General features: G+C 54.4%; 24 protein-coding genes. 10 read left to right on the top strand and 14 right to left on the bottom strand.

The window, feature by feature from the left end:
* The first annotated feature begins 14 nt into the window (after positions 1-14).
* The 3 genes from ACYJRZ_RS15995 (at position 15) to ACYJRZ_RS15985 (ending at position 2,974) form a co-directional block, all read left to right on the top strand.
* A complete protein-coding gene (locus ACYJRZ_RS15995; protein ID WP_459460373.1) occupies positions 15-779 on the top strand; it encodes a CBS domain-containing protein in 765 nt (254 codons plus the stop codon).
* Positions 780-886: 107 nt separating this feature from the next.
* Positions 887-2,119, top strand: a complete 1,233-nt coding sequence (locus tag ACYJRZ_RS15990; protein WP_459460371.1) for an acetate/propionate family kinase — start codon at positions 887-889, stop codon at positions 2,117-2,119.
* Positions 2,120-2,458: 339 nt separating this feature from the next.
* Entirely contained in the window at positions 2,459-2,974 is a 516-nt protein-coding gene (locus ACYJRZ_RS15985; protein ID WP_459460369.1) for an N-acetyltransferase family protein, read from the top strand.
* Positions 2,975-3,260: 286 nt separating this feature from the next.
* Here the strand turns inward: ACYJRZ_RS15985 and ACYJRZ_RS15980 are convergent, their stop codons facing one another.
* Positions 3,261-4,007, bottom strand: a complete 747-nt coding sequence (locus ACYJRZ_RS15980) for a Crp/Fnr family transcriptional regulator (protein ID WP_459460367.1) — start codon at positions 4,005-4,007, stop codon at positions 3,261-3,263.
* A 706-nt stretch (positions 4,008-4,713) separates the two neighbouring features.
* Between ACYJRZ_RS15980 and adhP the strand changes: the two genes are divergently transcribed.
* Positions 4,714-5,790, top strand: a complete 1,077-nt coding sequence (gene adhP, locus ACYJRZ_RS15975; RefSeq protein WP_459460614.1) for an alcohol dehydrogenase AdhP — start codon at positions 4,714-4,716, stop codon at positions 5,788-5,790.
* 254 nt (positions 5,791-6,044) lie between these two features.
* Here the strand turns inward: adhP and ACYJRZ_RS15970 are convergent, their stop codons facing one another.
* The 5 genes from ACYJRZ_RS15970 to ACYJRZ_RS15950 form a co-directional block, all read right to left on the bottom strand.
* A complete protein-coding gene (locus ACYJRZ_RS15970; protein WP_459460365.1) occupies positions 6,045-7,019 on the bottom strand; it encodes an ABC transporter ATP-binding protein in 975 nt (324 codons plus the stop codon).
* A 156-nt stretch (positions 7,020-7,175) separates the two neighbouring features.
* Positions 7,176-7,634 carry a baeRF12 domain-containing protein gene (locus ACYJRZ_RS15965; protein ID WP_459460363.1) on the bottom strand — a complete coding sequence of 153 codons (459 nt, stop codon included), beginning with the start codon at positions 7,632-7,634 and terminating at the stop codon, positions 7,176-7,178.
* A 12-nt stretch (positions 7,635-7,646) separates the two neighbouring features.
* Complete coding sequence (locus tag ACYJRZ_RS15960; protein ID WP_459460361.1) at positions 7,647-8,045, bottom strand: SPW repeat protein; 399 nt, start codon at positions 8,043-8,045, stop codon at positions 7,647-7,649.
* Between the two features lie 97 nt (positions 8,046-8,142).
* Positions 8,143-8,844, bottom strand: a complete 702-nt coding sequence (locus ACYJRZ_RS15955) for a CBS domain-containing protein (RefSeq protein ID WP_459460359.1) — start codon at positions 8,842-8,844, stop codon at positions 8,143-8,145.
* A 233-nt stretch (positions 8,845-9,077) separates the two neighbouring features.
* Positions 9,078-9,662 carry an NAD(P)H-dependent oxidoreductase gene (locus ACYJRZ_RS15950; protein ID WP_459460357.1) on the bottom strand — a complete coding sequence of 195 codons (585 nt, stop codon included), beginning with the start codon at positions 9,660-9,662 and terminating at the stop codon, positions 9,078-9,080.
* A gap of 905 nt (positions 9,663-10,567) precedes the next feature.
* Between ACYJRZ_RS15950 and ACYJRZ_RS15945 the strand changes: the two genes are divergently transcribed.
* Positions 10,568-11,086, top strand: coding sequence for an Hsp20/alpha crystallin family protein (locus ACYJRZ_RS15945; protein WP_459460355.1), 519 nt, complete (start codon positions 10,568-10,570; stop codon positions 11,084-11,086).
* A 188-nt stretch (positions 11,087-11,274) separates the two neighbouring features.
* On the opposite strand, the gene ACYJRZ_RS15940 is transcribed toward ACYJRZ_RS15945, so the two are convergent.
* The 4 genes from ACYJRZ_RS15940 to ACYJRZ_RS15925 form a co-directional block, all read right to left on the bottom strand.
* Complete coding sequence (locus tag ACYJRZ_RS15940) at positions 11,275-11,922, bottom strand: BON domain-containing protein (RefSeq protein ID WP_459460353.1); 648 nt, start codon at positions 11,920-11,922, stop codon at positions 11,275-11,277.
* An 86-nt stretch (positions 11,923-12,008) separates the two neighbouring features.
* Positions 12,009-14,726, bottom strand: a complete 2,718-nt coding sequence (locus ACYJRZ_RS15935) for a bifunctional acetate--CoA ligase family protein/GNAT family N-acetyltransferase (RefSeq protein ID WP_459460351.1) — start codon at positions 14,724-14,726, stop codon at positions 12,009-12,011.
* An 18-nt stretch (positions 14,727-14,744) separates the two neighbouring features.
* Positions 14,745-15,083 carry a universal stress protein gene (locus ACYJRZ_RS15930; protein WP_459460349.1) on the bottom strand — a complete coding sequence of 113 codons (339 nt, stop codon included), beginning with the start codon at positions 15,081-15,083 and terminating at the stop codon, positions 14,745-14,747.
* 64 nt (positions 15,084-15,147) lie between these two features.
* On the bottom strand, positions 15,148-15,984 hold the full coding sequence (locus ACYJRZ_RS15925; protein WP_459460347.1) for a universal stress protein: 837 nt from the start codon (positions 15,982-15,984) through the stop codon (positions 15,148-15,150).
* Between ACYJRZ_RS15925 and ACYJRZ_RS15920 the strand changes: the two genes are divergently transcribed.
* On the top strand, positions 15,984-16,364 hold the full coding sequence (locus tag ACYJRZ_RS15920) for a hypothetical protein (RefSeq protein ID WP_459460345.1): 381 nt from the start codon (positions 15,984-15,986) through the stop codon (positions 16,362-16,364). The two genes, ACYJRZ_RS15925 and ACYJRZ_RS15920, sit on opposite strands and share 1 nt — an antisense overlap.
* Before the next feature lie 20 nt (positions 16,365-16,384).
* On the opposite strand, the gene ACYJRZ_RS15915 is transcribed toward ACYJRZ_RS15920, so the two are convergent.
* Together ACYJRZ_RS15915 and ACYJRZ_RS15910 are read right to left on the bottom strand one after the other, a co-directional pair.
* The gene (locus tag ACYJRZ_RS15915; protein WP_459460343.1) at positions 16,385-16,690 is read right to left on the bottom strand and encodes an ATP-dependent metallopeptidase FtsH/Yme1/Tma family protein; all 306 of its coding nucleotides are present in this window, start codon (positions 16,688-16,690) and stop codon (positions 16,385-16,387) included.
* Between the two features lie 150 nt (positions 16,691-16,840).
* Positions 16,841-18,397, bottom strand: coding sequence for a bifunctional aminoglycoside phosphotransferase/ATP-binding protein (locus tag ACYJRZ_RS15910; protein ID WP_459460341.1), 1,557 nt, complete (start codon positions 18,395-18,397; stop codon positions 16,841-16,843).
* A gap of 317 nt (positions 18,398-18,714) precedes the next feature.
* Between ACYJRZ_RS15910 and ACYJRZ_RS15905 the strand changes: the two genes are divergently transcribed.
* The 3 genes from ACYJRZ_RS15905 to ACYJRZ_RS15895 all read left to right on the top strand — a co-directional run bounded on the left by ACYJRZ_RS15905 (position 18,715) and on the right by ACYJRZ_RS15895 (position 20,339).
* Positions 18,715-19,362: a BON domain-containing protein gene (locus tag ACYJRZ_RS15905; protein WP_459460339.1), complete on the top strand. Its 648-nt coding sequence runs from the start codon at positions 18,715-18,717 to the stop codon at positions 19,360-19,362.
* A 67-nt stretch (positions 19,363-19,429) separates the two neighbouring features.
* Positions 19,430-19,873, top strand: coding sequence for a DUF3775 domain-containing protein (locus ACYJRZ_RS15900; protein ID WP_459460337.1), 444 nt, complete (start codon positions 19,430-19,432; stop codon positions 19,871-19,873).
* A gap of 142 nt (positions 19,874-20,015) precedes the next feature.
* On the top strand, positions 20,016-20,339 hold the full coding sequence (locus ACYJRZ_RS15895; RefSeq protein WP_459460335.1) for a c-type cytochrome: 324 nt from the start codon (positions 20,016-20,018) through the stop codon (positions 20,337-20,339).
* 89 nt (positions 20,340-20,428) lie between these two features.
* Here ACYJRZ_RS15895 and ACYJRZ_RS15890 read toward each other — a convergent pair whose 3' ends face one another.
* Both ACYJRZ_RS15890 and ACYJRZ_RS15885 read right to left on the bottom strand, forming a co-directional pair.
* The gene (locus tag ACYJRZ_RS15890) at positions 20,429-21,169 is read right to left on the bottom strand and encodes a glycosyltransferase family 25 protein (RefSeq protein WP_459460333.1); all 741 of its coding nucleotides are present in this window, start codon (positions 21,167-21,169) and stop codon (positions 20,429-20,431) included.
* Positions 21,169-22,029, bottom strand: a complete 861-nt coding sequence (locus ACYJRZ_RS15885; protein ID WP_459460331.1) for a glycosyltransferase family 25 protein — start codon at positions 22,027-22,029, stop codon at positions 21,169-21,171. Before ACYJRZ_RS15885 ends, ACYJRZ_RS15890 begins: the two co-directional genes overlap by 1 nt.
* Before the next feature lie 359 nt (positions 22,030-22,388).
* Here ACYJRZ_RS15885 and ACYJRZ_RS15880 point away from each other — a divergent pair, with 359 nt between their 5' ends.
* Positions 22,389-23,066 carry a response regulator transcription factor gene (locus ACYJRZ_RS15880; protein WP_459460329.1) on the top strand — a complete coding sequence of 226 codons (678 nt, stop codon included), beginning with the start codon at positions 22,389-22,391 and terminating at the stop codon, positions 23,064-23,066.
* The last annotated feature ends 38 nt before the right edge of the window (positions 23,067-23,104 follow it).

Below are 23,104 nucleotides of genomic sequence, written 5' to 3'. Positions count from 1 at the left end.
TGCGGTGAAGTTTGATGCGGATCAATGCCCAATCTCACGGCTCCGATGAAAGTAAAAAGCCTTTCCGCCAACCGCTATTCAAACCGGAAAATCGTTATCCATCGGGAGTGATCACCATGCTGGCTCGGGATATCATGACAACAAAGGTCATAACTATAGATTCCGGCGCAAGTATCAGTCATGCGATCCGATTGATGATTGACAACCATGTCAGCGGCCTTCCGGTGATCGATGATTCAGGCGGCGTCTGTGGCGTCATCACGGAAGGTGATTTGTTGGGGCGCTGCGAAATCAATTCGCTGCCTCCGATCTCGGAAAATTCAGCCGATGGCGGAATTCGCAATTATATCAAAAACGGGGCATGGCAAGTCGCCGATATCATGACCCCGAACATCGTAGCGGTCTCGCCCGACACTCCCATTTCAATTGTTGCGAAACTGATGGCCGCTCACAACATCAAGCGCATCCTTGTTCTTGACCAGGGTCGCCTCACCGGCATCGTGAGCCGCCATGATCTCCTGGCCGCAATTGCCGAAACAAGGCCTGATATCATTGCCTCCGGCGACGACTCGCTGAGATTAGCCATCGCGACGCGTTTGAAAAGCGACCTCGGCCTGAATGATGACAGGATCACGGTCGCGGTCCAGGACGCACGAGTGTCCTTGAAGGGAACGATCGAGTCCGAGCTTCAACGCCAGGCGATCAAAGTCCTTGTCGAACGTGTCAGCGGGACACATGCCCTCACCGACGGGCTTCGCGTGTTACCCCAAAACGTCTAAGCTTGCTCAAATGCTTGCGCGATCGCAAAGCCAAACGATCGAGTTGTTCTACAACAGATAATCAGGATTTCCCCGCATGAGGACATGCCGAGGCCAGAAAGAACAATATGAAACCTCTTCCCACACTCATAACCTTCAATGCAGGTTCTTCTAGCGTCAAGATCGGCTTGTTCGAAGTTCATCATGCTAAGGCAATCGGTGTCGGCCGCGCGGCCATCGATTTTCGCAGGCGGCCATTAACCTTTCATCTTTCCGGCGGCCCAACTCGCCTCGACCTGACGCTGGAGGCGGCACCGGGCGATGAACTGCATGCAGTCATTGAGGAAATATTCGATCTTCTCGGCAAGCATATGGATCTCTCCATGCTCGGCGGCGTAGGTCATCGCATCGTTCATGGAGGCGATCTTTTCATAAGTCCGGTTCAAGTCAGTGAAAGTCATCTAGCGAGTATCGAGCTCCTGGCCGCGCTCGCCCCTCTGCATCAGATGCAGGCAGTGAGGCTGATAAAGGCAGTCAAGCGCTTACGCGCAGACCTTCCCCAGAGCGCCTCTTTCGACACGGCCTTCCACGCAACGCAAGATGATATCGTAAGGCGTTTCGCGCTTCCACGTGCCCTGCACAATCAAGGCGTGAAGCGCTACGGCTTTCATGGGCTGTCCTATCGGTTCGTCGCATCGGCATTGCAGCAGCAGGCGCCAAGGCTGGCAGCTGGCAAGGTCGTAGTCGCCCATCTCGGCAGCGGTGCCAGTCTGTGCGCGCTTGACGGCGGAAAGAGCCGGGATTGCAGCATGGGGTTTTCCACACTGGATGGCATTCCGATGGCAACACGTTGTGGGGCGCTCGATCCCGGTGCCCTGCTGCATCTTTTGGGACCCAAGGGGCGCACATTACGCAATGTCGAAGACATGCTCTACCATCATTCCGGACTGCTCGGCGTTTCAGGCATCAGCGCCGATACGAGAGACCTGTTGAGTAACGATAGTCTCGAAGCAAAGCAGGCTCTTGAACTGTTCGCGCTTCGTATCGCCGGTGAAGTTTGCCGCATGGCAGCAACCCTTGGCGGTCTTGATGGCCTTGTCTTTACCGCTGGCATTGGCGAACATCAACCCCAAATTCGCGCGATGGTCGCACGCCATCTTGCCTGGCTCGGCCTTGAACTGGATACAGCCGCCAACTCCCGGAATGAAGCATGCATCAGCACTGCGCAAAGCCGTCTAGCTGCTCTCGTAATCCCAACGGACGAAGAGCAGATTATTGCCGATGAGGCAGTATCTCTACTGCTGCAAAAGCTCCCACGCGAACACGCCGGTGGAAAGCTGAAAGCTTCGAACATATTGTAAGCCATGTATGCTTATATCAGACAAAGCCGAGCGCCATCCGCAGAGGAGAGGTATTCTCGCAGATCTAGATCTTATGCAATCGTTCCTACAACAATTGCGCCTTCGGATTGACCTCAGCAATCCCGTTATAAGTCATGAATCTTCACTTGAGGGTAGATGCGAAGCCAAAGGCTCCTCGCTTACATCGAAATGACGCCGAGTGAGTTTGATTCAACGCAAGGCCAGATGGCCCAACGACAGACAAGATGGAAAGCATCGGGTCCAGCCACTGCTTTTGGACAACAGAGGCAATCAAGCAGACCTATCACATCGAATCGTGTTCCTTCGTAGGAGACCGCAATGGCGGAAGAGAAATGGAATATCACGACACGGGAAGGCCTGCAGGTAACGGTCAGGCCCGCTGGCTTTGAAGACGAACATCTCATGATCGATCTTTTCGATCATGTCAGTCCGCAGGATCTGCGCTTCCGTTTTCTGTCAGCCGTCAAACATGTTTCGCGAAAACAAATTGCCGACCTGATCGGAGCAGATCACAATGCGATAGAAAGCTATCTTGCTTTCGTAAAGGGTGGCAATATGCCCGTTGCGACCGCCGTATTGGCGTGTGATCACAAACGAAAGCGTGGAGAGGTCGCCATTGCCGTGCGCAGTGACTTTAAAGGCCACGGTCTTGGCTGGGAATTCCTGGGCCTGATGGTGAGCGAAGCCAGGAAACGTGGTCTGGAAAAGATCGAGTCGATGGAAGATAGAAGCAACTATGACGCTATCGAGCTGGAGGAGAACATGGGCTTCTCGGCAGAACCATGCCCCGACGACCCCACCCATCTCCTATTGTCAAAATCGCTGACCGTCTAAGGCGGCGATCTGCAAGCCGATGTATCCCCATCGGCTTCTCTATTTATTCGTTTGACTACCCAGCGGATGCCGCGAGGCCCGCGAGGCCACGAGCGGAATCATGTCCAGAGAGAAGCTCTGCCTAGGGCACCAGGCGGGGCAAACTACGCCCCGCTAAATTTGATAGGGAAAAGTGCCAGGACCTAGGGGCGGTAGAAAAGATGGCGCCATTGGCCTAAGAATCATAATGCTTAATATGCTCGCGGCATAAGCGAAGCGCAGAGTTCCCCAACCAACCAAAGCGATGCTAGTGACGACGTTGCCCAAAGGCAGCCTCGCCGTCAATTGCGATGCGATCATCGTCGTATTCTCCGGCTTGATGCGCAAGGCCATTCCTGCTGAGGATCTTGATGCCGTGACGGCCGCACACGCTGATAATTCCTTTGTTCGCCAATCTGGTGACCGTCCGCGATACCGTTTCGATCGTCAGTCCGAGATAATCGGCGATATCGAGACGTGTCATGGGCAGTGTAATCACGCCGCGGGCACCTCCACGGGCTTCGTCGGATTGCAATTGATGCAGAAAAAAGCTGGCAAGACGCTCCTCTGCGCTTTTGCAAGAGAGCAGCACCATTTGATCTTGCGCTGCGGCAACCTCGTCGCAAACCCTCGAAAACACCAGCGGGCGAAGCTGCGGAGATGCGGCAAGTTCCTCTTCGAAAGAGCGCTTGGTCACTCGGCGGAAAGCGACTTCGTCTATGGCCTCGGCGCTGTAGAGATATCGGTTCTTGAATGAAACGCCAACCGCATCGCCACTTCTCAGGAAGCCTGTAATGACCCGCCGACCGTCCGACAACAACCGACAAATCCGCAGGTTTCCTTCAACGAGGGAAAAAACATGTTTGGCGGGGTCACCTTCGAAGAACAGAATTTGTCCCGGCTGCGCATGCTCAAGAGGCTGTCTGCAAAATATGCTATTTAAATCCAGCAGTTCGGCCGCGACGGATGCATCGCTTCTCATATCCCGAACCAAATGCAGATTGCTCGTCAGCATGCCCGTTACTCCTCTATGTCGATGAAGAGCAATTGACGATTTTCACGTAACGGCCGGACGCCGGGAATGTGCTAAATTGTGCTAATTTGTAACCGAATGTAACAGGGCCGGATCAGTGGCGCTCTACGGGTTGAACAGAGGCAGGCTTGAGACCGAGCATCAATCCGTGATCCCAGCGTTCACAGTAGGCAAAATCATCAAGCCGATCCAGTACATCGGAAGACCACGTCCAGATCCGCATGAAGTCGCATTGCTGGACAATCGCCCGGCGTCTCACCTCTCGGAAAAGCGATTCAGCTATCGCATTTTCGTCCGCTATGCTGCCCACGATAAAGATCGGAACATCCAGGAGCTTGCGGGCTATCGGATGCGTACGCACGGACGAGACTGTCAATCCACGAATGTACCCAGCGATATCGGTTACCACGATCGTGCGGTAGCTCTTGTTGGCGACGACTTCCCAGCGCTCGATGGTAACCTCTGGGCTAAAGGTTCGAAGAAAAGCAAAGGCTTGGACAAGCTGGCCTGCCCTCATTGGGCTGAGCGCGTAACTATCTCTCATCCGGCCTTACCTCATCGGCTCTTTGCAAGTGAACAATGGAAGCCTGCCGGGGCGGTTGGCGTCATTGCGTCAGATCAATGTTGCTCTTGCGCATTGCGGCAAGTCTATCGAGCAGCTTCAAATTCGATGTGGATGGAGACTTCCATGGATAAGCTCATGCGAGCAGCAGTCGTAAGAGAGTTCGGTCAACCCTTGGCTATCGAGCACGTGCCGGTGCCGAAGCCAGGCAGCGGCGAGATTCTCGTCAAGGTCAAAGCATGCGGCGTATGTCACACGGATCTGCACGCGGCCGACGGCGACTGGCCGGTTCGTCCCAAATTGCCCTTCACACCGGGACACGAGGTCGCCGGTGTCGTTGCCGCCATTGGGGCCGGCGTCAGCAATGTAAAGGAGGGTGACCGCGTCGGGGTTGCATGGCTGCACGATGCCTGCCTGCGATGCGAATATTGCGAGGCCGGGTGGGAAACATTGTGCGACCATCAGCATAATACCGGCTACAGCTGCGATGGCGGTTTTGCCGATTATATCATTGCCGATGCGGCTTTTGCGGCCCACCTCCCAAACCACATCGATTTTGCTGAAATAGCACCCATTCTGTGCGCCGGCGTCACGACATACAAGGGATTGAAGGAAACCGAAGCGCGACCGGGCGAATGGGTCGTCATCTCAGGTGTCGGCGGACTTGGGCACGTGGCGATCCAATATGCCAAGGCAATGGGACTGAAAGTTATTGCTCTCGACATCGCGCCGCCGAAACTCAATCTTGCGCGCATGGCCGGAGCCGACATCGCCATCAATGCCACCGTACCCGATGTTATCTCCGAAGTGATGAAGGTAACCAATGGCGGTGCCCACGGTGTCCTTGTGACGGCTGTGTCCCCGACGGCGTTTTCGCAGGCACTATCGCTGGTTCGTAAGAAAGGCACCATCAGTCTGGTCGGCCTGCCACCCGGTCGGTTTGCCACCCCGATCTTCGACGTCGTTCTTAAGCGTATTACCGTTCGCGGGTCGATCGTCGGAACGCGTCGAGATCTCGACGAGGCCATAGCCTTTGCCGCCGATCACAAGGTGAAGGTCTCTATCCACCGCGCTCCCCTTGAAAGCGTCAATCAAGTGTTAGAGGATCTGAAGGAAGGACGTATCGAAGGACGCGTCGTCTTGGATATGGATATGCGGCCGGAAGCGAGGGTGAATAGTGCAGCGGAACCGCAATATGCCTGAAATGCGTTCAAGGGGCAGGATTGCATTTTATCCGCTGCCAAAGCGGCGGCCTGGACGGTATTCACTCTTGCGCTGAGGGCGAACTAGCCCGACGCGGCTGTCTATCCGATCGGCTGGTATTCAGGCTGGCTTAGCCCGCACGCTTTGATGAAGCCATGGCGTGCGCGCTACGCGATCGGGGTTGCAGGTGGGTATTTTTCTGCCCAGTCCTCCCCAAATCCAGAGTTGATCGCACAATCACTGGAATTTTGACTTTAAGTAGCCTGGTCGGACTTCACTTCCGACTGCACGAGGACCGCTTGGTCTGCCCCCTTTGCAATCTTACCCGCATCGCGGATCAGGGTATATTTGACCTGCGTCGCCTTCAGATCCCGATACCAATCCACCAGAGCACTCCATGGGTCCGTCAGCTTGGAAAGGCCGGACAAGAAGGCAACGACTGTGCCTATCTCGGTCTTTCCGGTAACCACATAGTAGCCACCGAGGACGAAAATCCCGACATATCCCAATTGAATCATCAGATTCATCATGAAGTTCATCGCAAATTTCAGCCGGTAGATGCTCATATTGATGGAGAAAAGCGTTTGAATGCGCTGGGTCTGGGTGGCAAAGGAGTCGCCATAGCCGGCATGTTCCATCATACCTTCGCTGATATCGCGCATAACACTTACTTTTGTTTCAATCCAACGATTGATTGCTGATTGCATGATAGGAACGAAGCCGAACTGCGGACAGTAGACAACGGCAATCGCGAGTGCCATCAACGGCTGAAGAAAAATGAGATAGCCGACGACGACGAGCAAGATTCCTGCTTGCAGAAGAGGCTCAGAGATACTGGTTCCGACGAAGCCGCCGACCGGCTCTGCCTCGGCCAAAACAATTGAAAGCTGGATACCTTCAGCAACGACCTCTACAGACGATCCGTCTTGATCGGTTGACGATGCCAGGACCCACACGCGCAGCCATCGAATGGCGATCTCGCCAATCCAGCTGCGGTATATGTTAAGTACCAGCTTCACACCCCCCTCGGTGGCGACCAAACCAAGATAAGTAAGCGCAAGCAGCAGAATGATGCGATAGGCTGCTCCGGCCGTCGCGGCATTCACAATGCGTCTCTGCAGCTCCAACGGTGCAGCCTCGATAACGAAAAGCAGAATGGAAATCCCTGCGAGCGCTAGCTGATGGCGCCACCCCATTTTCACGATAAAGCCAAACAGGCTGGTAGGCACGCCGGGCTCCTTGATCGGCTAATGCGCATAGTGGCCAACTATTCAGACGGCTAGGATGCGCCAGGACTGTGTTGGCTCCCCCTTTGTGAAAAATTCGCCGGGAGCCCCCGCAATGAGATCGTTCAGCCGATCATCGGCCGCAAACGAATGAGGACTTCAAATATCCGCTTGGTGCTTCAGATGAGCTTCAATTTCATAGACGGGAAGCTTTGTGAGATCCTTATTGATGACTGCCTTCATCACGCTTAGCGCGGCGGCACTCATATATTTGCGCAGGAAACCCAATGTCCTTGGCGGTGCAACCAATATGAAGCTGGCAACGACACCATCACTCACATATTTGTCGAGAAGATCGGCAATTCTCGTTGCGAATTCCTCTTCTGCTTTGCGATGGAGATCCGGTGACTCGACGGAGCTTCTTGCGCCGCCTTCAGAGGCATAAGCCCGGCCTGGGTGATCGGCGCCTAATTCATGCGTTGCCTTCAGCGTCTGGTGGAAAGCATCGACCTCAACGAGATTGAGGGATTGCCCATTACCATCGTTCCGCAGGAAAAGCGCCCTGGCTCCATCGCAGACGATAACCCAGGTTTCCTTGCCAATCGTGAATCCGCTCATGCTAAACCTCCTTCACAAATGTCTCTTTTTCGCCGGTCCGTGCATGGGAAAGGAGCCGAGCGGCTTTGCTTTGCCGTAAGCCCATGGTTGCGAAAGGAATGAAGCAGCTGGGGCGAATATGAAAGTGGCGCAGATGACACTGATCCATGCTACGCCGCCTCCCTCGGAAACACCGATCACCCAGGGCGACGAGGCAAGCCAGGCCGCCAACGCGATCCGCTCCCATTCCAGCGCTTTTCGGTCTGATAGGGTGTGACTGGAAAGCAACAACACTCCCACCAAGCCGAGATTGACGGTCGAGACCGCCAGGCCAGGCAAGCTTGGGTAGACGAATAGCAGCACCGCGGATGTAACGACGAGTCCAATACCAACCGTCCTGGCCATATAGTCACTTAAGCTATGATTTGGCATGATTATTCCTCTCGATCTCGTCGCGGACGACCTATAGTCTTCGCAAGGTTTCGCATTGCGCGCGATCACTTCGACGGCGCTGGTTGCGTGTTGTCGCTCAAGGCACCGACATGGCAACGCCGATATACGGGTCGATCCAGGTCAGGCAATCTTTGACAGCCTTTACGCCTGGAACGTTTTCGGCAAGGACCTTGGCGGCAAGACGCTCGCGTTCGTCAAAGATTGAGCCAGAGAGCTCGGCAATACCATCCTTGACACTCACGCGAATAAAGCCGTTTTGGCTCCAGCTTCGCTTTCCAAGCTCGCTTATGATGAGAGCCTCGATCTCGGCATCGCCATGCGGGCTAACCTTCTCCGCGAGAATACCGGTAAGAGCGCGCAGGAGATCAGACCGCGTGACGATACCGACGAGCTTTTCTCCATCGATGACCGGCAGACGGTTGATACCTTCGCGTTCCATCATTTCGACGGCTTCGCTGGCTGACGCCTGCGGCGAAATCGTCTTCGCCGGCGTGTTCATGACTTCCTCGACCAGCCTGCCATGGGCGTGCACATATTCATCGGCAAGCCGCCCAGGACTTACAAAGAACTCCAGGAAAGCAGAGCGTTGGCGCTCGGTACTGAGCTCGCCTCGCCGCAGGAAATCTCCCTCGCTGACGATGCCGACAATCGAGCCTTTATCGTCGACGACGGGAAGCCCGCTTACGTGATTGTCCAGCAATAGCTTGGCGGCCTCCACGATAGATGAGGACGCCTTCACGGTTATCGGTGCTGGTGTCATGATATCCTGGATAAGCATGGGTCTTCTCCATTAATTGATGTTGGATGCCAGCTTGCTTCCCGTCATGGCATCTTCAACTAAAAGCGCAGTTCGCCGTCGCTTGCGCAGATCTGCGGTGGAGCAACGTGTTTCAAAAGCTGATTAATCAATAGTACGAATACCGGAGCTATGGGTTGATCGAGGTCAAAATCACGGAAATCCGACGTCAAGCGATACCGAGCGCGACTAAAGCAGGCTCCGACGGTGAGAGATCATCGCCCATGGCGGCCAAGCTTTTTCACCTGCGCAAGCCATCGCCTTCTTCTCTCCTCGCCCACTTGCTCGATCATGCCAAAGAATGTCTGGCGGACGGGGCGTATGCCGGCGAAATTCAAAATGCTGCGACGGAGCACGCTCGTGCCATGCGCACCGAACCAGAAACGGTAAATCAACGACGGCATTCCCATGGTGACGATGATGTGCGCCGTGCACCCGCTAAGTAATCTCTTGGCAGCGCCGCCCTCCTGATACTGAAAAGCCACGCCGGGCCGAAACACTTGTTCCAGAAATGCCTTAAGGAGCGCCGGCATCGTCCCGAGCCAAAGCGGGAAGACGAAAACCATATGCTCCGCCCACTGGATCGCCTCAACGGCAGGAGTGAGGGATTCGGGTATGGCACCACTCTCAAATGCTTCACGCGAGCGCAGCAATGGGAAATCCAACTGGGAAATGTCCAGCCGTCGTAGCGTAAAACCTGCCTCGATGGCTCCCGTCGCATAGGCATCGGCAAAGGCTCCGCACAGATGCTTATCATGCCCATCCGGGTGCGCTTCAATGATAAGTATATGCCGTGGCACGATATGCTCTCCTGATCTCGGAAGGAACCGTCTTGACGTAATAACGGTGTGCTTCGGCCACATGTTAATATGGCTGGTCCGATCGCGATAAACAGATTATTCAGTCGATTGTGATCGTGCTGAAGTTCGGCAATCCAGTCCTTGATCTATCGCAATCGGGTAACACCGCGAGATGACCCGTTCCCCTAATATTTTGAGGGAATCATGCCCGTTCATCTCCCTGCGTCACATGGTTTCATTAATCACGCAACCGCTCGCCTATGAACCGGCCGACTTGGGCAAAGGAGATATCGCGCGAGGGGATATTATAACGAGCAGGATCAATACCTTCCTAGGTAGATTCCCTGCAACCCATGTAGCAATTGGCTCAATGGAGCGAGTTCTGCAACTGGGTACGATCGTGGATAAATTCACTCCGCGTATGGATAAATAGCACGGAAATTACAGTTGCCATCATGATAAATATGATGATCATCAAAAGATGATCAAGAAGAAACCATCGCAGCATATGCAATCCATCTTTTAATGACACGGTGTCATACATCCTCTTATGAAGATCAATCACAATTGTGCGACGATCGATAATGCCAGACCATCGCAATCGTTATCTCATCGGTGGAAAGTGCATTGCCCAATATCAATTACATGGTTGATTGCTGTATGAAATGGCGCCTCTTCATTCGCCGATTTTCAGAAGGACCAAGCCACAGCGAACAATCGAAAACCGTAACCCCAGACGGATTGGCTTGTCGTTCAAACCGACAACCTCTGTTTGACTTCGATCAATGCCGAAATGACGCTAATCGATTTCACTTTCGATGTCGGAAGACGTGGAGCGTCTTTTGCCGACAGGAGTGGCGACAAGCTGATCGCCACCTCATCTTTCCAGGAAGAGGAGAATGAATATGGTCGACACAGCAACCAAGCTGCCTATAAAAACCGACAATAAAGTCGACAAAACACCGGATGTGGGATGGTTCCCCTTTGAAAATCTGCGGACAGAAATCGATCGCCTGTTCGACGATTTCACACCGGCACTCTGGCATCGTCCTTTTGAACGACTATCGCATGCCAAGCCTTTTTCAATGATGACGGCACCAGCCGTCGACATCGTCGAAAAGGAAAACGCCTATGAAATAACGGCGGAATTGCCAGGCATCGACGCCAAGGACGTTGACGTGAAACTCTCCAACAGCACCCTCACCATCAAAGGCGAGAAGCATGAGATAAAGGAAGAAAAAGATAAGGAATACTTCCTATCCGAACGCCGCTACGGCTCGTTTCAACGAAACTTCCAGCTTCCCCAAGGCGTTGATGGTGGCAAGATCGAAGCATCCTTTGTTAACGGCGTGCTGACCGTCGTTCTGCCCAAAACTGCCGAAGCGCGCAACGGCGAGCGGAAAATCGTCATCAAAGCTTCCTGATCCAGCAGCCGTTAAGACTCATAACAGGCAAGGTCTTATCGACCTGCCTGTTATTTTTGATCGGTCCATTTCATGCAAGGAATAGTCGGCTTGCCCAATCTTGGGAGGCGAAACGCTCCTGTCAAAGCATTGCACCCGCATAAGCTCAAGGTCTGCGGGTGCCTGGTACGCGGCATCATCTTGAACAATCAACCGATTGTCAGGCGATTTTCGACCGTAACCACACCGGGAACCGACCAGACCGCGCGCTCGGCGGCACTGCGCTCGCTCCAGGCGTGCACGGCACCTTCCAAGGCAACCCGTCCCTCGGTAACATCAACCCGAATACGGTTAGCTTCCACCTCGGCGTTGCGCCGCAGAGCACCTTCGATCCGACCTTTGATATCCGCGATCAGCGCACTCGGCCGAATGGTGAGTAGATTGGAAACACCGGTGACGCCGCCAAGCTTCTTGACTGCATTTTCTGCTGCCATCCGCTGAAAATGCCAGGGCACTTCGCCAGAAAGCGTCACCCAGCCATGCTGGACCCTGACATCGATTGCGCCGTCCGGCAGCGCCGTATCCCATTCGATAATATCGAGCGCTCTTGAAGCGATTTCGTCGTCGGCGTGCATTTTGCGTCCTGCATAGCGGACCTCGATCTCTTCCGCGATCGCGCGTACGCCACGCACGCGCCTGGTGGCGCTTTCTGCCGCCAGCTTTTCCGCATAGCTGCCGACGTGACCAGAAAGGGTGACAACACCATTCTCCACCGAGACGCCGATATTGGCGGCATCAACGCTTGGTTCGAATTGCAATTCGTCTATGACATCCTGACGCAGAGAAAGATCATCCATGGCACTTCTCCAATTCAGTTTAAATAACCCGAGGTAAGCCTCAACAGCCATGATCGCTTTTGAGGGCACGGTGTCATTGCGTTCGATCAAACAGCTGCGCGCGGGCGGCCTGCTTCTTCACCAGGGACCTCGACCTGATGATCCGATAGTAACATCTGAATTTGCCAGAGACCCGCCACCTCACATGGGGCCTTCATCCTGAAGCCGGCTTTACGACAAAACTCCAGCATTTTGAAATTATCGGGCAGGACCGAACCGTAGATATCTTTCAGACCTTGCGCATCGGCAAAATCAAGAAGCTTACGCAAAAGAGCCATTCCCAGGCCCATTCGCTGGTGATCGCTTCGTACGAGCAGACCAAAATCACCCGATTCCCCGGTAAGGCCAATAACAACTCGGGCCACACCGACAATCTGCTTATCGATATCGGTCGCGACGAATGCCATCTCGCGCTCGTAGTCGATATGTGTCATCCGCACGACCGTCGCTTTGGAAAGCTTCGTCTGCCCACAAAAGCGAGCACGTATGTCGCATGGCGAGGTATGTTCCAGCATGGCAGTGTAAGCCTCGGCATCCGTGGGGCAAATAGGGCGCAAGGTGAAGGCCTGCTCTGCCAAACTGATCTCTTCTGTCCATTCATTTGGATAAGGCCTTATCACCAGATTACGATTCGGAGCAGTTTCATTCAAACGACGAGGATCTATCTCGATGCGTGCATCCACCGCCACGGCTATTTCGTCTCCGACAATCAGCGGATTGATATCGATCGCGCGAATGCATGGAAAGTCGACCGCGATTTGCGATAGGGCGAGCAGGATCTTTTTTATGGCATCAACATTTGCCGGACGAATGTGACGAAAGCCCTGCAGCAGTCTCGAGACCCGAGTTTGCGAAATCAGGTCTGCCGCGAGTGCATCATCGAGAGGCGGCAAGGACACGGCGACATCATCGATCTGCTCGACGGCTGTCCCACCCGCACCGAACGCGATGACTGGCCCAAAGATCGGATCGACAGAGAGGCCAGCGAACAATTCGACGCCATTTTCTATCTTGATCAGCGGCTCGACGACAAAGCCGTCGATCTTTTTTTCCAGTCCAGCCGCGGTAACTCTCTTTTGCATGCGGCGTGCGGCACGGTATGCTGCTGCCCGGCTGCGGATATCGAGCGCGACGCCCCCAACCTCTGATTTGTGGGTAATAGAACGCGACAGAACTTTGACGACGATGGACTCATGCTTGCGAAGCATCATTGCCGCAGCCTGGCCCACCGCCGCGACATTCGCGGCGATCGAACATTCCGCCACCGGGACCTGATAAAAGCTAAGGACTTGCTTCGCCTCAACCTCGGTCAGCATCATTCGCGAACGAAACGCCACCTCTTTTATCAGTTGTCGCGCCGCCGTCCTATTCACCGTCAATTCAGATCTGGCTGCGACATGGGTCAATGCGTCCTGGCATCGCCCCCACTCGCCTAGAATATGAAGGGCAGCGACTGCATCGTCGGGCATCCCGTAGTCCGGAATGCCCGCGGCGCGCAGGATGAGGCGCCCTTCATGGCTGGCTCGGCCACCGAGAAGACAAACCAACAGCGGTTTGCCTTGCCATTCTTTTGCTTGCACTGCGCTGACGATGGCCGCAGCGGTGGCGTCGGGCGCCGCTGCCTGGATTGGGCAATGCAGAGCAAGAACGACATCGATGTTGGGGTCGCACGCGGCGATTTTTATTGCTTCGGCAATCTGCGACGGGACTGCATCCCCCAGGACATCTATTGGATTGCTTCGCGACCAGCCGGCGGAAAGCACATTATCCAGTTCATTTATCGTTTGCTCGCTCAACGTCGCCAAGCGCTCGCCGCGATCAAGGAGACTATCGACGGCCAAGACGCCCGCACCGCCGCCATTGGTGAGTATTCCGACGCGCAGGGATGGGGAAAAATGAACCTTCTGCACGATCTCAGCGGCAGCGAGCAATTCCGGCAGGCTTTTCACCTGGATAACGCCTGCGCGCTTAAGAACAGCCTCAGTAACTCGAGCGTTCCCCATTAACGCGCCTGTGTGCGTCATAGCGGCTTTGGCAGCTTCTCGGTGCCGACCAGGCACGATGGCGATTAGCGGCTTTTGTCGGCCTGCCGCGCGGGCGGCAGATAGAAACTTTCTCGGATCTGGAATGGATTCCAGATACATGACGATCGCTGCCGTCTGATGATCGGCCGCCAGAAGGTCGATCGCGTCGCCGGCGTCCACGTCGATCATATCACCTAGAGACAGAACGCTGGAAAAGCCCACCGAGTGATCGCAAGCCCAGTCCAGAAGTGAGCTGACTATGGCTCCCGATTGCGAGATCAGGCCAATTTTGCCTAGCCGCGCGCCAGTCAGGGCGAAGCTGAGATTAAGCTTGGCGCGCGGAAGGATAAGACCGACGACATTGGGGCCGAAAACTCTCAGACAATATGGTTTGGCAGCGGCGAGGATAGCCTGCTTCAGCTCGGTGTTGAGATTCCCGGTGACAATGACGGCAATTTTGGTCCCTTTTTTTCCGAGTTCTTGGATAAGCGAAACAACGGTATGGACCGGAGTTGCGATAATGGCGATGTCAGGCGCCTCGGGCAGAGCAGCGACATTTGTGAAACATGGACGCCCGAGAACATGAGCGTATTTTGGATTGACGGCCCACACCTTCCCCAGGAATCCGCCATTGACGACGTTCTCGAGAATTTTTGACCCAATCGCATCCCGACGTATCGATGCGCCGATGATGGCTACTGATCGCGGATCGCATAGGGCGGCAAGATTTTTGATGGACATTCCCGAAGCGCTCCTGCTTTAGCAATACACAACAACAGGAGTATGGCTTTCGGCGATCACACCTGCGGTGACACTTCCCAATACCAACGAAGATAGGCCGCTGCGGACATGCGAAACCATGGCGATCAAGTCGCGGTTCAAGCTATCGGCAGTATCCCCAGTCTTGGCGACCTCAACGCCATTAGTGGCGGAGGTCTTGTAAGAGACACCCTTAATGGATGTATTGACTTTCTGCCGCGCAGAAATCGCGTTGCAGGTGGAGGCAGCAACTGCTTCGTGGGCAAGAAGGATCGCCTGTCCACCCGGCTGAAAGGCCATTCCGGCGCCACCCGTCGGAACCGATATGTACTCGAACATCAATGACTTCCCCATTGAATCCGGATTCCGAGATCATTTCGATGGACGCGAGGCGGAGCCTTAACTAATGCCCCCAGAATATGGGCAGCTTCGTCGTCTCGAGCATCGACCGCGTAACACCGCCGAAGATGAGTTCGCGGAGCCTGGAATGCCCATAGGCCCCCATGACCATCACATCCGCACCCACATCAACTGCATGTTGTTGAAGTATTGTAGCCGCACCGCGTCCTTCGCCAGGAAGAACATCCACGGTGACCGAAACGCCATGCCGTGCAAGATAGGCTGCAATGTCAGCGCCCGGCTCTTCCCCATTGGAGACGGCAGTTCCGACGGGATCGACCATGGTCACATGAACTTCCCTTGCGGCCTGCAAAAGCGGCAGAGCCTGCTGAACGGCGCGAGCAGCCTCGATTCTGGAATTCCACGCGATCAACACAGATTGGGGCGCCAGCGTTGCGTAATGATCAGTCGGATTAAAAATCAGAGGGGCCGGGGATTGAAAAAGAGCCCCGTCGATGATGCGTTTTGCAAATTGCTCATCTGCAGCTGCCTGCGGGCCGACGAGTACGAGATCGGCATAGAGTGCGCGCTGCGCAATATCCTCCCCTGCCCAGGCATATTCCGCATAAAGATCTTGAACATCGTGGGACAAGCCTGATTGCTTGAGGCGATCCTTCACGGTTTCGGCTTGCCTAGCCAGCTTCGCAATGTCGCCTTCGCGCTCTTCCAACCAGGCAGCGGAGACAACTTCGCCAAAGCCACCGATAGGCGGCGGCGCCGCCATTGCGATGACCAGAACCGAAAGATGCGCTTCCACGGTCTCACTCAAAGCGATTGCCTGTCTGAGATCGTCTTCCCAATGGTTCACACCGACCGGGGCGAGGATAGTTTTGTAACGCATTGCGATATCTCCGCATTCGAGAGCCTGCATCGGCCATCGATAATGCAATCTCTGCTGCAATCCGCCTTGATCGATATCAACTTTGCCCTCTGCCCGATCTGACGCGCGCCTGCTCTTTGCGCCAGATTGATCCAGGGCAATGCAAAGACCCCTGGGAGGGCGAATCTGACCTTAAAATCGATATTTACCGAAAGGAAACCATAATGTTTCGCTTCATGATCACATCCCTGGCCGCCTTCACCATTGTTTGCGCCAATCCTCATGTCGGTCCAAACGCAGGAGCAGACCAGCAGAAGGAAAGCCCGAAGAAGGCGGAAAAAAAGCCGAGGCTTGGCTATGATGACCTCTATATACCGCCAACCAAAGGTCACGGGTTCTGAGAGTGCGCGGCTGACAGAGGCTAAATGCTGTCGGCAGCAACGGGGTTCGACCCGTGATAACACTCAGACGTTTCGAGCCTCGCAGCCATTGGGTCCATACGACCGCTGACAAATTCGGTCTTACCTTTCTCAGACTGTTTGAAGACGCTTTCGATCATCGTTTCGATTAATGTGATGGATTTCATTTTGCCGTCGGCCACCATACGCATGAGATCGCTATAGGCGATTTCCTGCACGTTCCGCACGAAAAGCCAAAGCTGAAAAAGGCTCATCAATAGAACGGCAACCAATACGTAGCCGATATCGAACTTTTGCTTGCGTTCCATCTGGCTCTCCGCCGCTACGCCTCAATCGTTCCTGAATATTGTAGCACGATCATCTTTGACGATTGCCAGGCCGATGCCATGCGTTCAACTTGAGAAACGAAACAAGCGCCGAGCCTATTGCCAAGCATGTCTCAATCTAGAGGATCGCTCTCAGATATCTTCAGCGATGTAGGAAAGGGCAGGCCCCTCAACCTCGATGCAGCGCAGAATTTCATCTACGAGTTGGGGCAGGCTATGAGCTGCATTTAGCTTGATCCAGTCGATAGGAGTTAGCTTTTTCGAAAGCTGTTGCGCTAATATGTCGACCGTCGCATCGGATGCGCCGTCCTTTCGTGCCTCGATGCGTTGCCAGAGCAGCGCGGGATCTGCGTTCAACCAGAAACCTGAAAAGACGCATCCCTTCTCTTTCGCGGCCCACTCAACCAACTTGCGATTTTCGACTTTGTCGAATACGGCATCGGCGACAACCGCGCCGTCCTGCGCCAGGATGAGCCGCGTACGCCATGAAATTTCCCGATAGACCCGAACCGAGACATCTGGATGATAGGCACTTTGCGGCAACCGAGTTTCCGGCGGTACATCGTAGAGAGACTTACGAATGCGATCGCTTTCAATGATACGAGCCCCCGGCGGAAGACCGATGCGGGGAGCCAATGCCTCTGCAAGCGTCGACTTTCCCGACCCACTAAGTCCGCCAATGGCAACTAGGCTTGATCGAGGCGGTTGAAGAAGACTGCGGGCAAGCACGAAATAAGATCGCGCCTCTGATACAAGTTCCGGCGAATTGCCCCCGGCACCTTCCGACTGCGTCGCGATGACATGAGCCCGCACTGCCGCCCGCATGGCCATAAAGAACGGAAGGGCCGCAAAACCATTGTCGTCTTCGGTTTCGTCAAGGTATCGGTTCATGACGAGATTGGCAAATTCGGCATGCCCGCGATGCCAGAGATCCATCAACAGAAAAGCAAGGTCATACAATACGTCGCTGGTCGCAATCTCTTCGCTGAATTCGATACAGTCGAACAAGCATGGATGACCATCGCGGAGAAATATATTGCGTAGGTGCAGATCGCCATGGCAGCGCCTGACTTTTCCCACCGCCTCCCTCTTGTCCAACAATGTTGCGAGCGTGGCGAGCCGTTCGTTGAAGGAAGCGGTCAGGTCAGCAACTTCCGCCGGCTTGAAGACATGGCTGGTGGCAAAGCCAGCTTCATTGATCTTGAGGACGGCCTGGACATATGCCGTGCCGCTACGACCCCGGATAACAGGCGCTTGACGGTGAAAGGAAACGATTGCCCGGGCAAGCGACTTCATCATCTCTTGGGTCAATCCGCCGGATTGCGCCACACGATCAAGAAGAACCGACTGGTCAAAGCGCTTCATCTCCACAACAGCTTCGACTATCGGCCCTTCACCCTCCATCGCAAGCGTGCCATCTGCAGCCTGGGTGATGGTACGCACGCCGAGATAGAGGCCGGGGGCCGACGGGCCGTTGAGTTCGACCTCTTTCAGGCAGGCGGCTCGCCTTTTGTCCAAAGTGGAAAAGTCGACGTATGGCAGTCGCACAGCCCGCTTCATTTTATACGCACGATCTCGCGATAGAAATATGCGGGAAATATGCGTCTCCATCGTCTGTACCTGATCACCGCCCTTGGAAAGAGCACCTTCGAGAAAAGATATGACGTTGGATTGATCTTCGACGATCATCGGCTCGTCCTGCGCATCGTTTCGGTTGAGCGACATGTGAGGCCAATGGCGGCTATATGGCATTGATGCGTATCAATGAAAGGACTGCCACATTGGAATAATTTTCCTTGCGATCGTGACAATAGGACTATGAGGAATGGAGCTCGCTTCACGACTTACCAAGGCACTCTGCCGCGGCTTGCTGCCCGACTTTTCAAGACAATGCGAGCAACCTGCCCCGAAGAGGGCTGTCGCTGACAATTGAGCCAGGTCAATGTGACGACGGCGTATCGCCGTAGTGTCAGCGTGTTCGAGATATCAACAGAGGAGATTGTCTCATGGACGATATCACACTTCGTCAACTCATTCTCGACGAGCTGGAGTTTGAGCCAAGTGTCGATGCCGCCAACATCGGCGTGACCGCCAATAATGGCGTCATCACACTTTCGGGTCACGTTCCAACCTATGCTGAAAGAGAAGCCGCGGAACGAGCGACACGACGCGTCAAGGGTGTCAAAGCAATCGCGCAAGGCATCGAGGTCAGGCCTATCGGAACGCATCGAACGGCAGATGACGAGATTGCCAAACGCGCCGTCAATACCATCGGATGGCACGTCACCATTCCGAAAGACGCGGTTCAGGTCAAAGTCCAGAATGGCTGGGTGACCTTGAACGGCCGAGTGGAGTGGCAGTACCAGAAGAATGCGGCGGCCGATGCCGTGCGTGACCTTTCCGGCGTGGTCGGCGTCTCCAACATGATTGAAGTGGCGCCGCACGCCAGTTCAATCGATGTCAAAAAACGTATTGAGAACGCCTTCCGCCGTGACGCGGAGATCGAGGCGCATGCGATCAACGTCAATGTCGCCAACGGCAAGGTGACACTGCAGGGCAAAGTCAAAACCTGGTCGGAGCGGCAGGCTGCCGAACACGCAGCCTGGTCAGCGCCTGGCGTACGAACCGTCGAAGACCGGCTATCAGTCGGCTAGACGCAGGCGCCGGGTAGCCTGGGGCGGGGAACCCGGCGCCACCTTATTTCCCGCGTAAAAGTGGAGAATGGCGACAATGAAGGTTAATAGGAACCGGCCGTCCTGGCCATTGACCATATCACCGGAAAAGGTCTGCTTTCTTATATTGAAAGCCCGCCAATATGATGCCAAAGATGCGCCAACCGACGAAGGCTCCGCCTCAAATCCGTCGGACGATGCCATGATCGATGTGCTGGAAGATAGAGACGACGACCCGGTTCAAGAAGAAATCCGTAGCGCCATATGGGCTCTTAGCATTGACGAACAGATTGATCTCGTGACGTTGGTTTGGCTAGGTCGCGGCGATGGCACCGCCTCGGACTGGCAAGACATACGCGAGGCAGCAGTAGAGGCGCATAATGGTCGGACAGCCGCCTATCTTCTAGGCACCCCGCTACTCGGAGATTATCTCGAGGAAGCTCTATCTATGTTCGGTGAATCCTGCCAAGCGATGGAAGCCAATCATCTGTAGCGTGTAAAATTGCGAATTTTGGCGAGACTTTAGAGAACGCTTCCGCAGGTAACTGGAGCGGAGATCGATACAAAATTCCAGAAGATGGCAAAGCCTCAAGGCCGCGAGCGTGACAGATCGGAGAGTGAAGTGGAGATGGCCAATGAGCGGAACGCATGGTTTACAGGGTGCTATCGCTGCCACCCTGGTTCTCGCGTTTTTTGATCAATGTGTAGCGGCGGATGTCGCGCGCGGACGTAGCATTGCCTTACGCTGGTGCAGTCAATGCCACGTCGTTGCTACCCAGCAAACTGCCGGCTCAGATTCCGTACCGACATTCGCGCAGATCAGCCAATCCAAGCCCTTCAACGAAATGCGATTGTCGCACTTCCTCGCGGATCCTCAGCACTCACGAATGCCAAACTTCTCGCTAACCCGTACGGAAATCGCGGATCTTACAGCCTATATCAGAGCGCAGAACCAATAGCCAAGCTGTGCAACATTTCGGCATTGTCACATGCAACCGACAAGCTCCGCAGACCTGATCTCACACTGAAACAGACATGGCTACCACCGCTAAATTTGCAATGCATAGCGAATGCGCTGGTAATATTCGGCAAGACGCAACAGGTGCGTTGGCAGCCGTTTCGGACCGAAAAACTTTGCTTGCCTATAGTCTTCCCGGCCGCCAATGTGGCTGATGCGGCTGGAGTTCGTTAAATTCACGACATTATCGTGGGCACTCAATACATTTAAGCCGTGGTGCCATCCCCGTTCCAACGCGACATCGAACGGGAAACGCATGATGCGCAGAGATGGAAGAGCAACCCGCGCGGCGCGCCGGGTGATGACATAACAAGCTGCCGATCCCTGCGGCCCATGCAAGCAACGGCCCACTTCATCTCCAAATGCACTTGTCGCGGCGCGGAGAAACCCGCGGCTTCTATGGTTAAACAGCTTTATGACATCCGCATTCGGCGCGATAGCCAAAATGGCCATTACCCTGGGGAGCAAGTCTCCACTGATGTCGACATCGTCCTCCATAACCAAGGCGGCATCGAAATCGCTCTCAAGAAATCTGATAAGGCATCTAACGTGGCTACGATAGCAACCATATTCTCCGGGAAGCATTGCTCGGCCGCCGTGCCGGGCAAAGCTCTTCCAGTCAACGTCGAGAAACTCCTTCTGTGAAAGACTGCGCCCGTCGATCGCACTTACCCTGACAATATTGACACCGTGTTTCGCGGCCTTCGAACTTATAACAATCCATCGATCGAGCGAGCTATCCAGGTTAATGACGTAAACACCCAGCTTCATCAGAGCTTACCGATCCGCCTCGCTCCGCTATCGAGAGGCGTGCATTCGGTTTCCACTTTTTCCTTGCCCGATGACTTGGTTGCCGTTCGCCCCAATGTCAGATGGGCGATGAGGCGCGCTAGTCGCGCCGGCAATCGTATGCTTTCGATGAAAATCCGATAGGGCATCACTGTCAAGTAATGCGCCCGCGATCTATGATAATGTCTGTGCCGCCCTTGAATTTGCGAAGGCAAGTGCAATTGCTGGTCCACGGGGATCGGTACAACAAAGGCCGACTTCAATCCCGCAAAAAATTCAAGGTCGAAAGCCAAGTCGAACGGCAGTTGCATAGGGATGAGTTTCTCGACAAACCAATGCGCTGCGCGTCGATTGATGATGTAGGCACCCGAACCCTTTTCGCGGGTCACTGCGATCGCCAGACTGCGATTTTCTGTTAGCTTGGAAAAGCGAAACTTTCGTCCATTGCTGACGGTCGAAAGGCGCAGAATATCCCATTTTTGGTTCTGCCGGAGCGCGGCACCCAGAAGTTCTGCAAAGTCCTCCGGAAACTCGAGATCATCCTCCAAAACGAGAGCGAATTCGTTGTTTGAGGCGAGAAAGCGCCTGGCACATTCTATATGACTCAGATAGCAGCCGACTTCGGCGGGATTGCGCCAGCGACCATGCCTGAAGCGGAAGGCAACCTCGTTGAAATCTGTGATCGGGAATTCGAGGGTAACACCATCGACTGCCGATACGCGCTCAGCATGCAAGCCGATGCGTGCAAGTTTCCGTTGCATGGCTAATAACCGGTCAGCGGCTCGATCAAGGTTGATCAAAAATACCGCTAGCGACGCTTCGCCTGGCTTCGCATTTACCATTGCCCATTTACTCCAAGGCGACGGCATCACCGTCATATCGGAGTGAACATGTCGAGCTTGGCTTACGGCATGCTTACAAAATCCCGGCGAAAAGATGGAATTTATTCTGCTTTCTCATCCTGTTGGGCTGATCTGCATCTATAGAAGCAGCGATTAAGGCTGTTTGCCAAGTTATAGCACCAATGATCTTCAGGCTGGTGACAGTAACGCGCACTAAGTTAATGAGTGCCGGGCGATCAGCCTTGCTTTCAAGGTCGTAAATTTGAATTGGAGATTATCTGTTCCGAGAACCGAAGGTTGCTGTTCAATCGTTTGGAACGCTACGGGCGCTTTATCTATTCGCGTAGACAGGTTGTTGCATGCGTGTGTTATTAGTGGAAGACAATGTCAAATTGGCTGCCGTCACGTATGATGCCATGCGTTCCCACGGCTTTACCGTGGATCATGTCTCAAATGCACATGATGCCGAAGAGGCTGCAGCAACTGTCGACTATGATTCGATCATACTCGACCTCGGTTTGCCGGACCGTGACGGTTTGACACTGATCGAGCCATTGCGGAAGACTGCTCCGTCAACTCCACTTCTCATCCTCACCGCACGTGATGCGTCGAGTTCGATTATCAATGCACTCGACAGCGGCGCCGATGACTATCTTTGCAAACCCTTTGTCATGGGAGTACTGATCTCTCGCTTGCGCGCGATCATGCGCCGTGGTCAACCGCGTCAAGCCCCAATCCTGCAACTTGGTAACGTCACCCTCGACCCTGGCCAATATTCCGTCTTTGTAGGGGAAATACCCCTTGCGCTCAGCCGCCGCGAGTTTGCCGCATTACACCTGTTCTTGCGGCGTCCTAACCACGTATTGTCGAAAGCGGAGGTCGAAGAGGCAATCTATGGCTTCGGCGATGAGCTTAGTTCCAATGCCATCGAGGTCTTGCTGCACCGGCTACGCAAGAAGCTTCAGGAGGCTGGATCGACGCTTTACATCCATAACATGCGCGGCATCGGCTATATGCTTATGGAAAAACAACCGTGAAGCTCCGGCGATTGACGCTTCTGCAACGACTAATCTTG

The organism is Rhizobium sp. No.120 (assembly GCF_054558365.1).
This window is presented reverse-complemented; position numbering and strand designations above follow the sequence as displayed.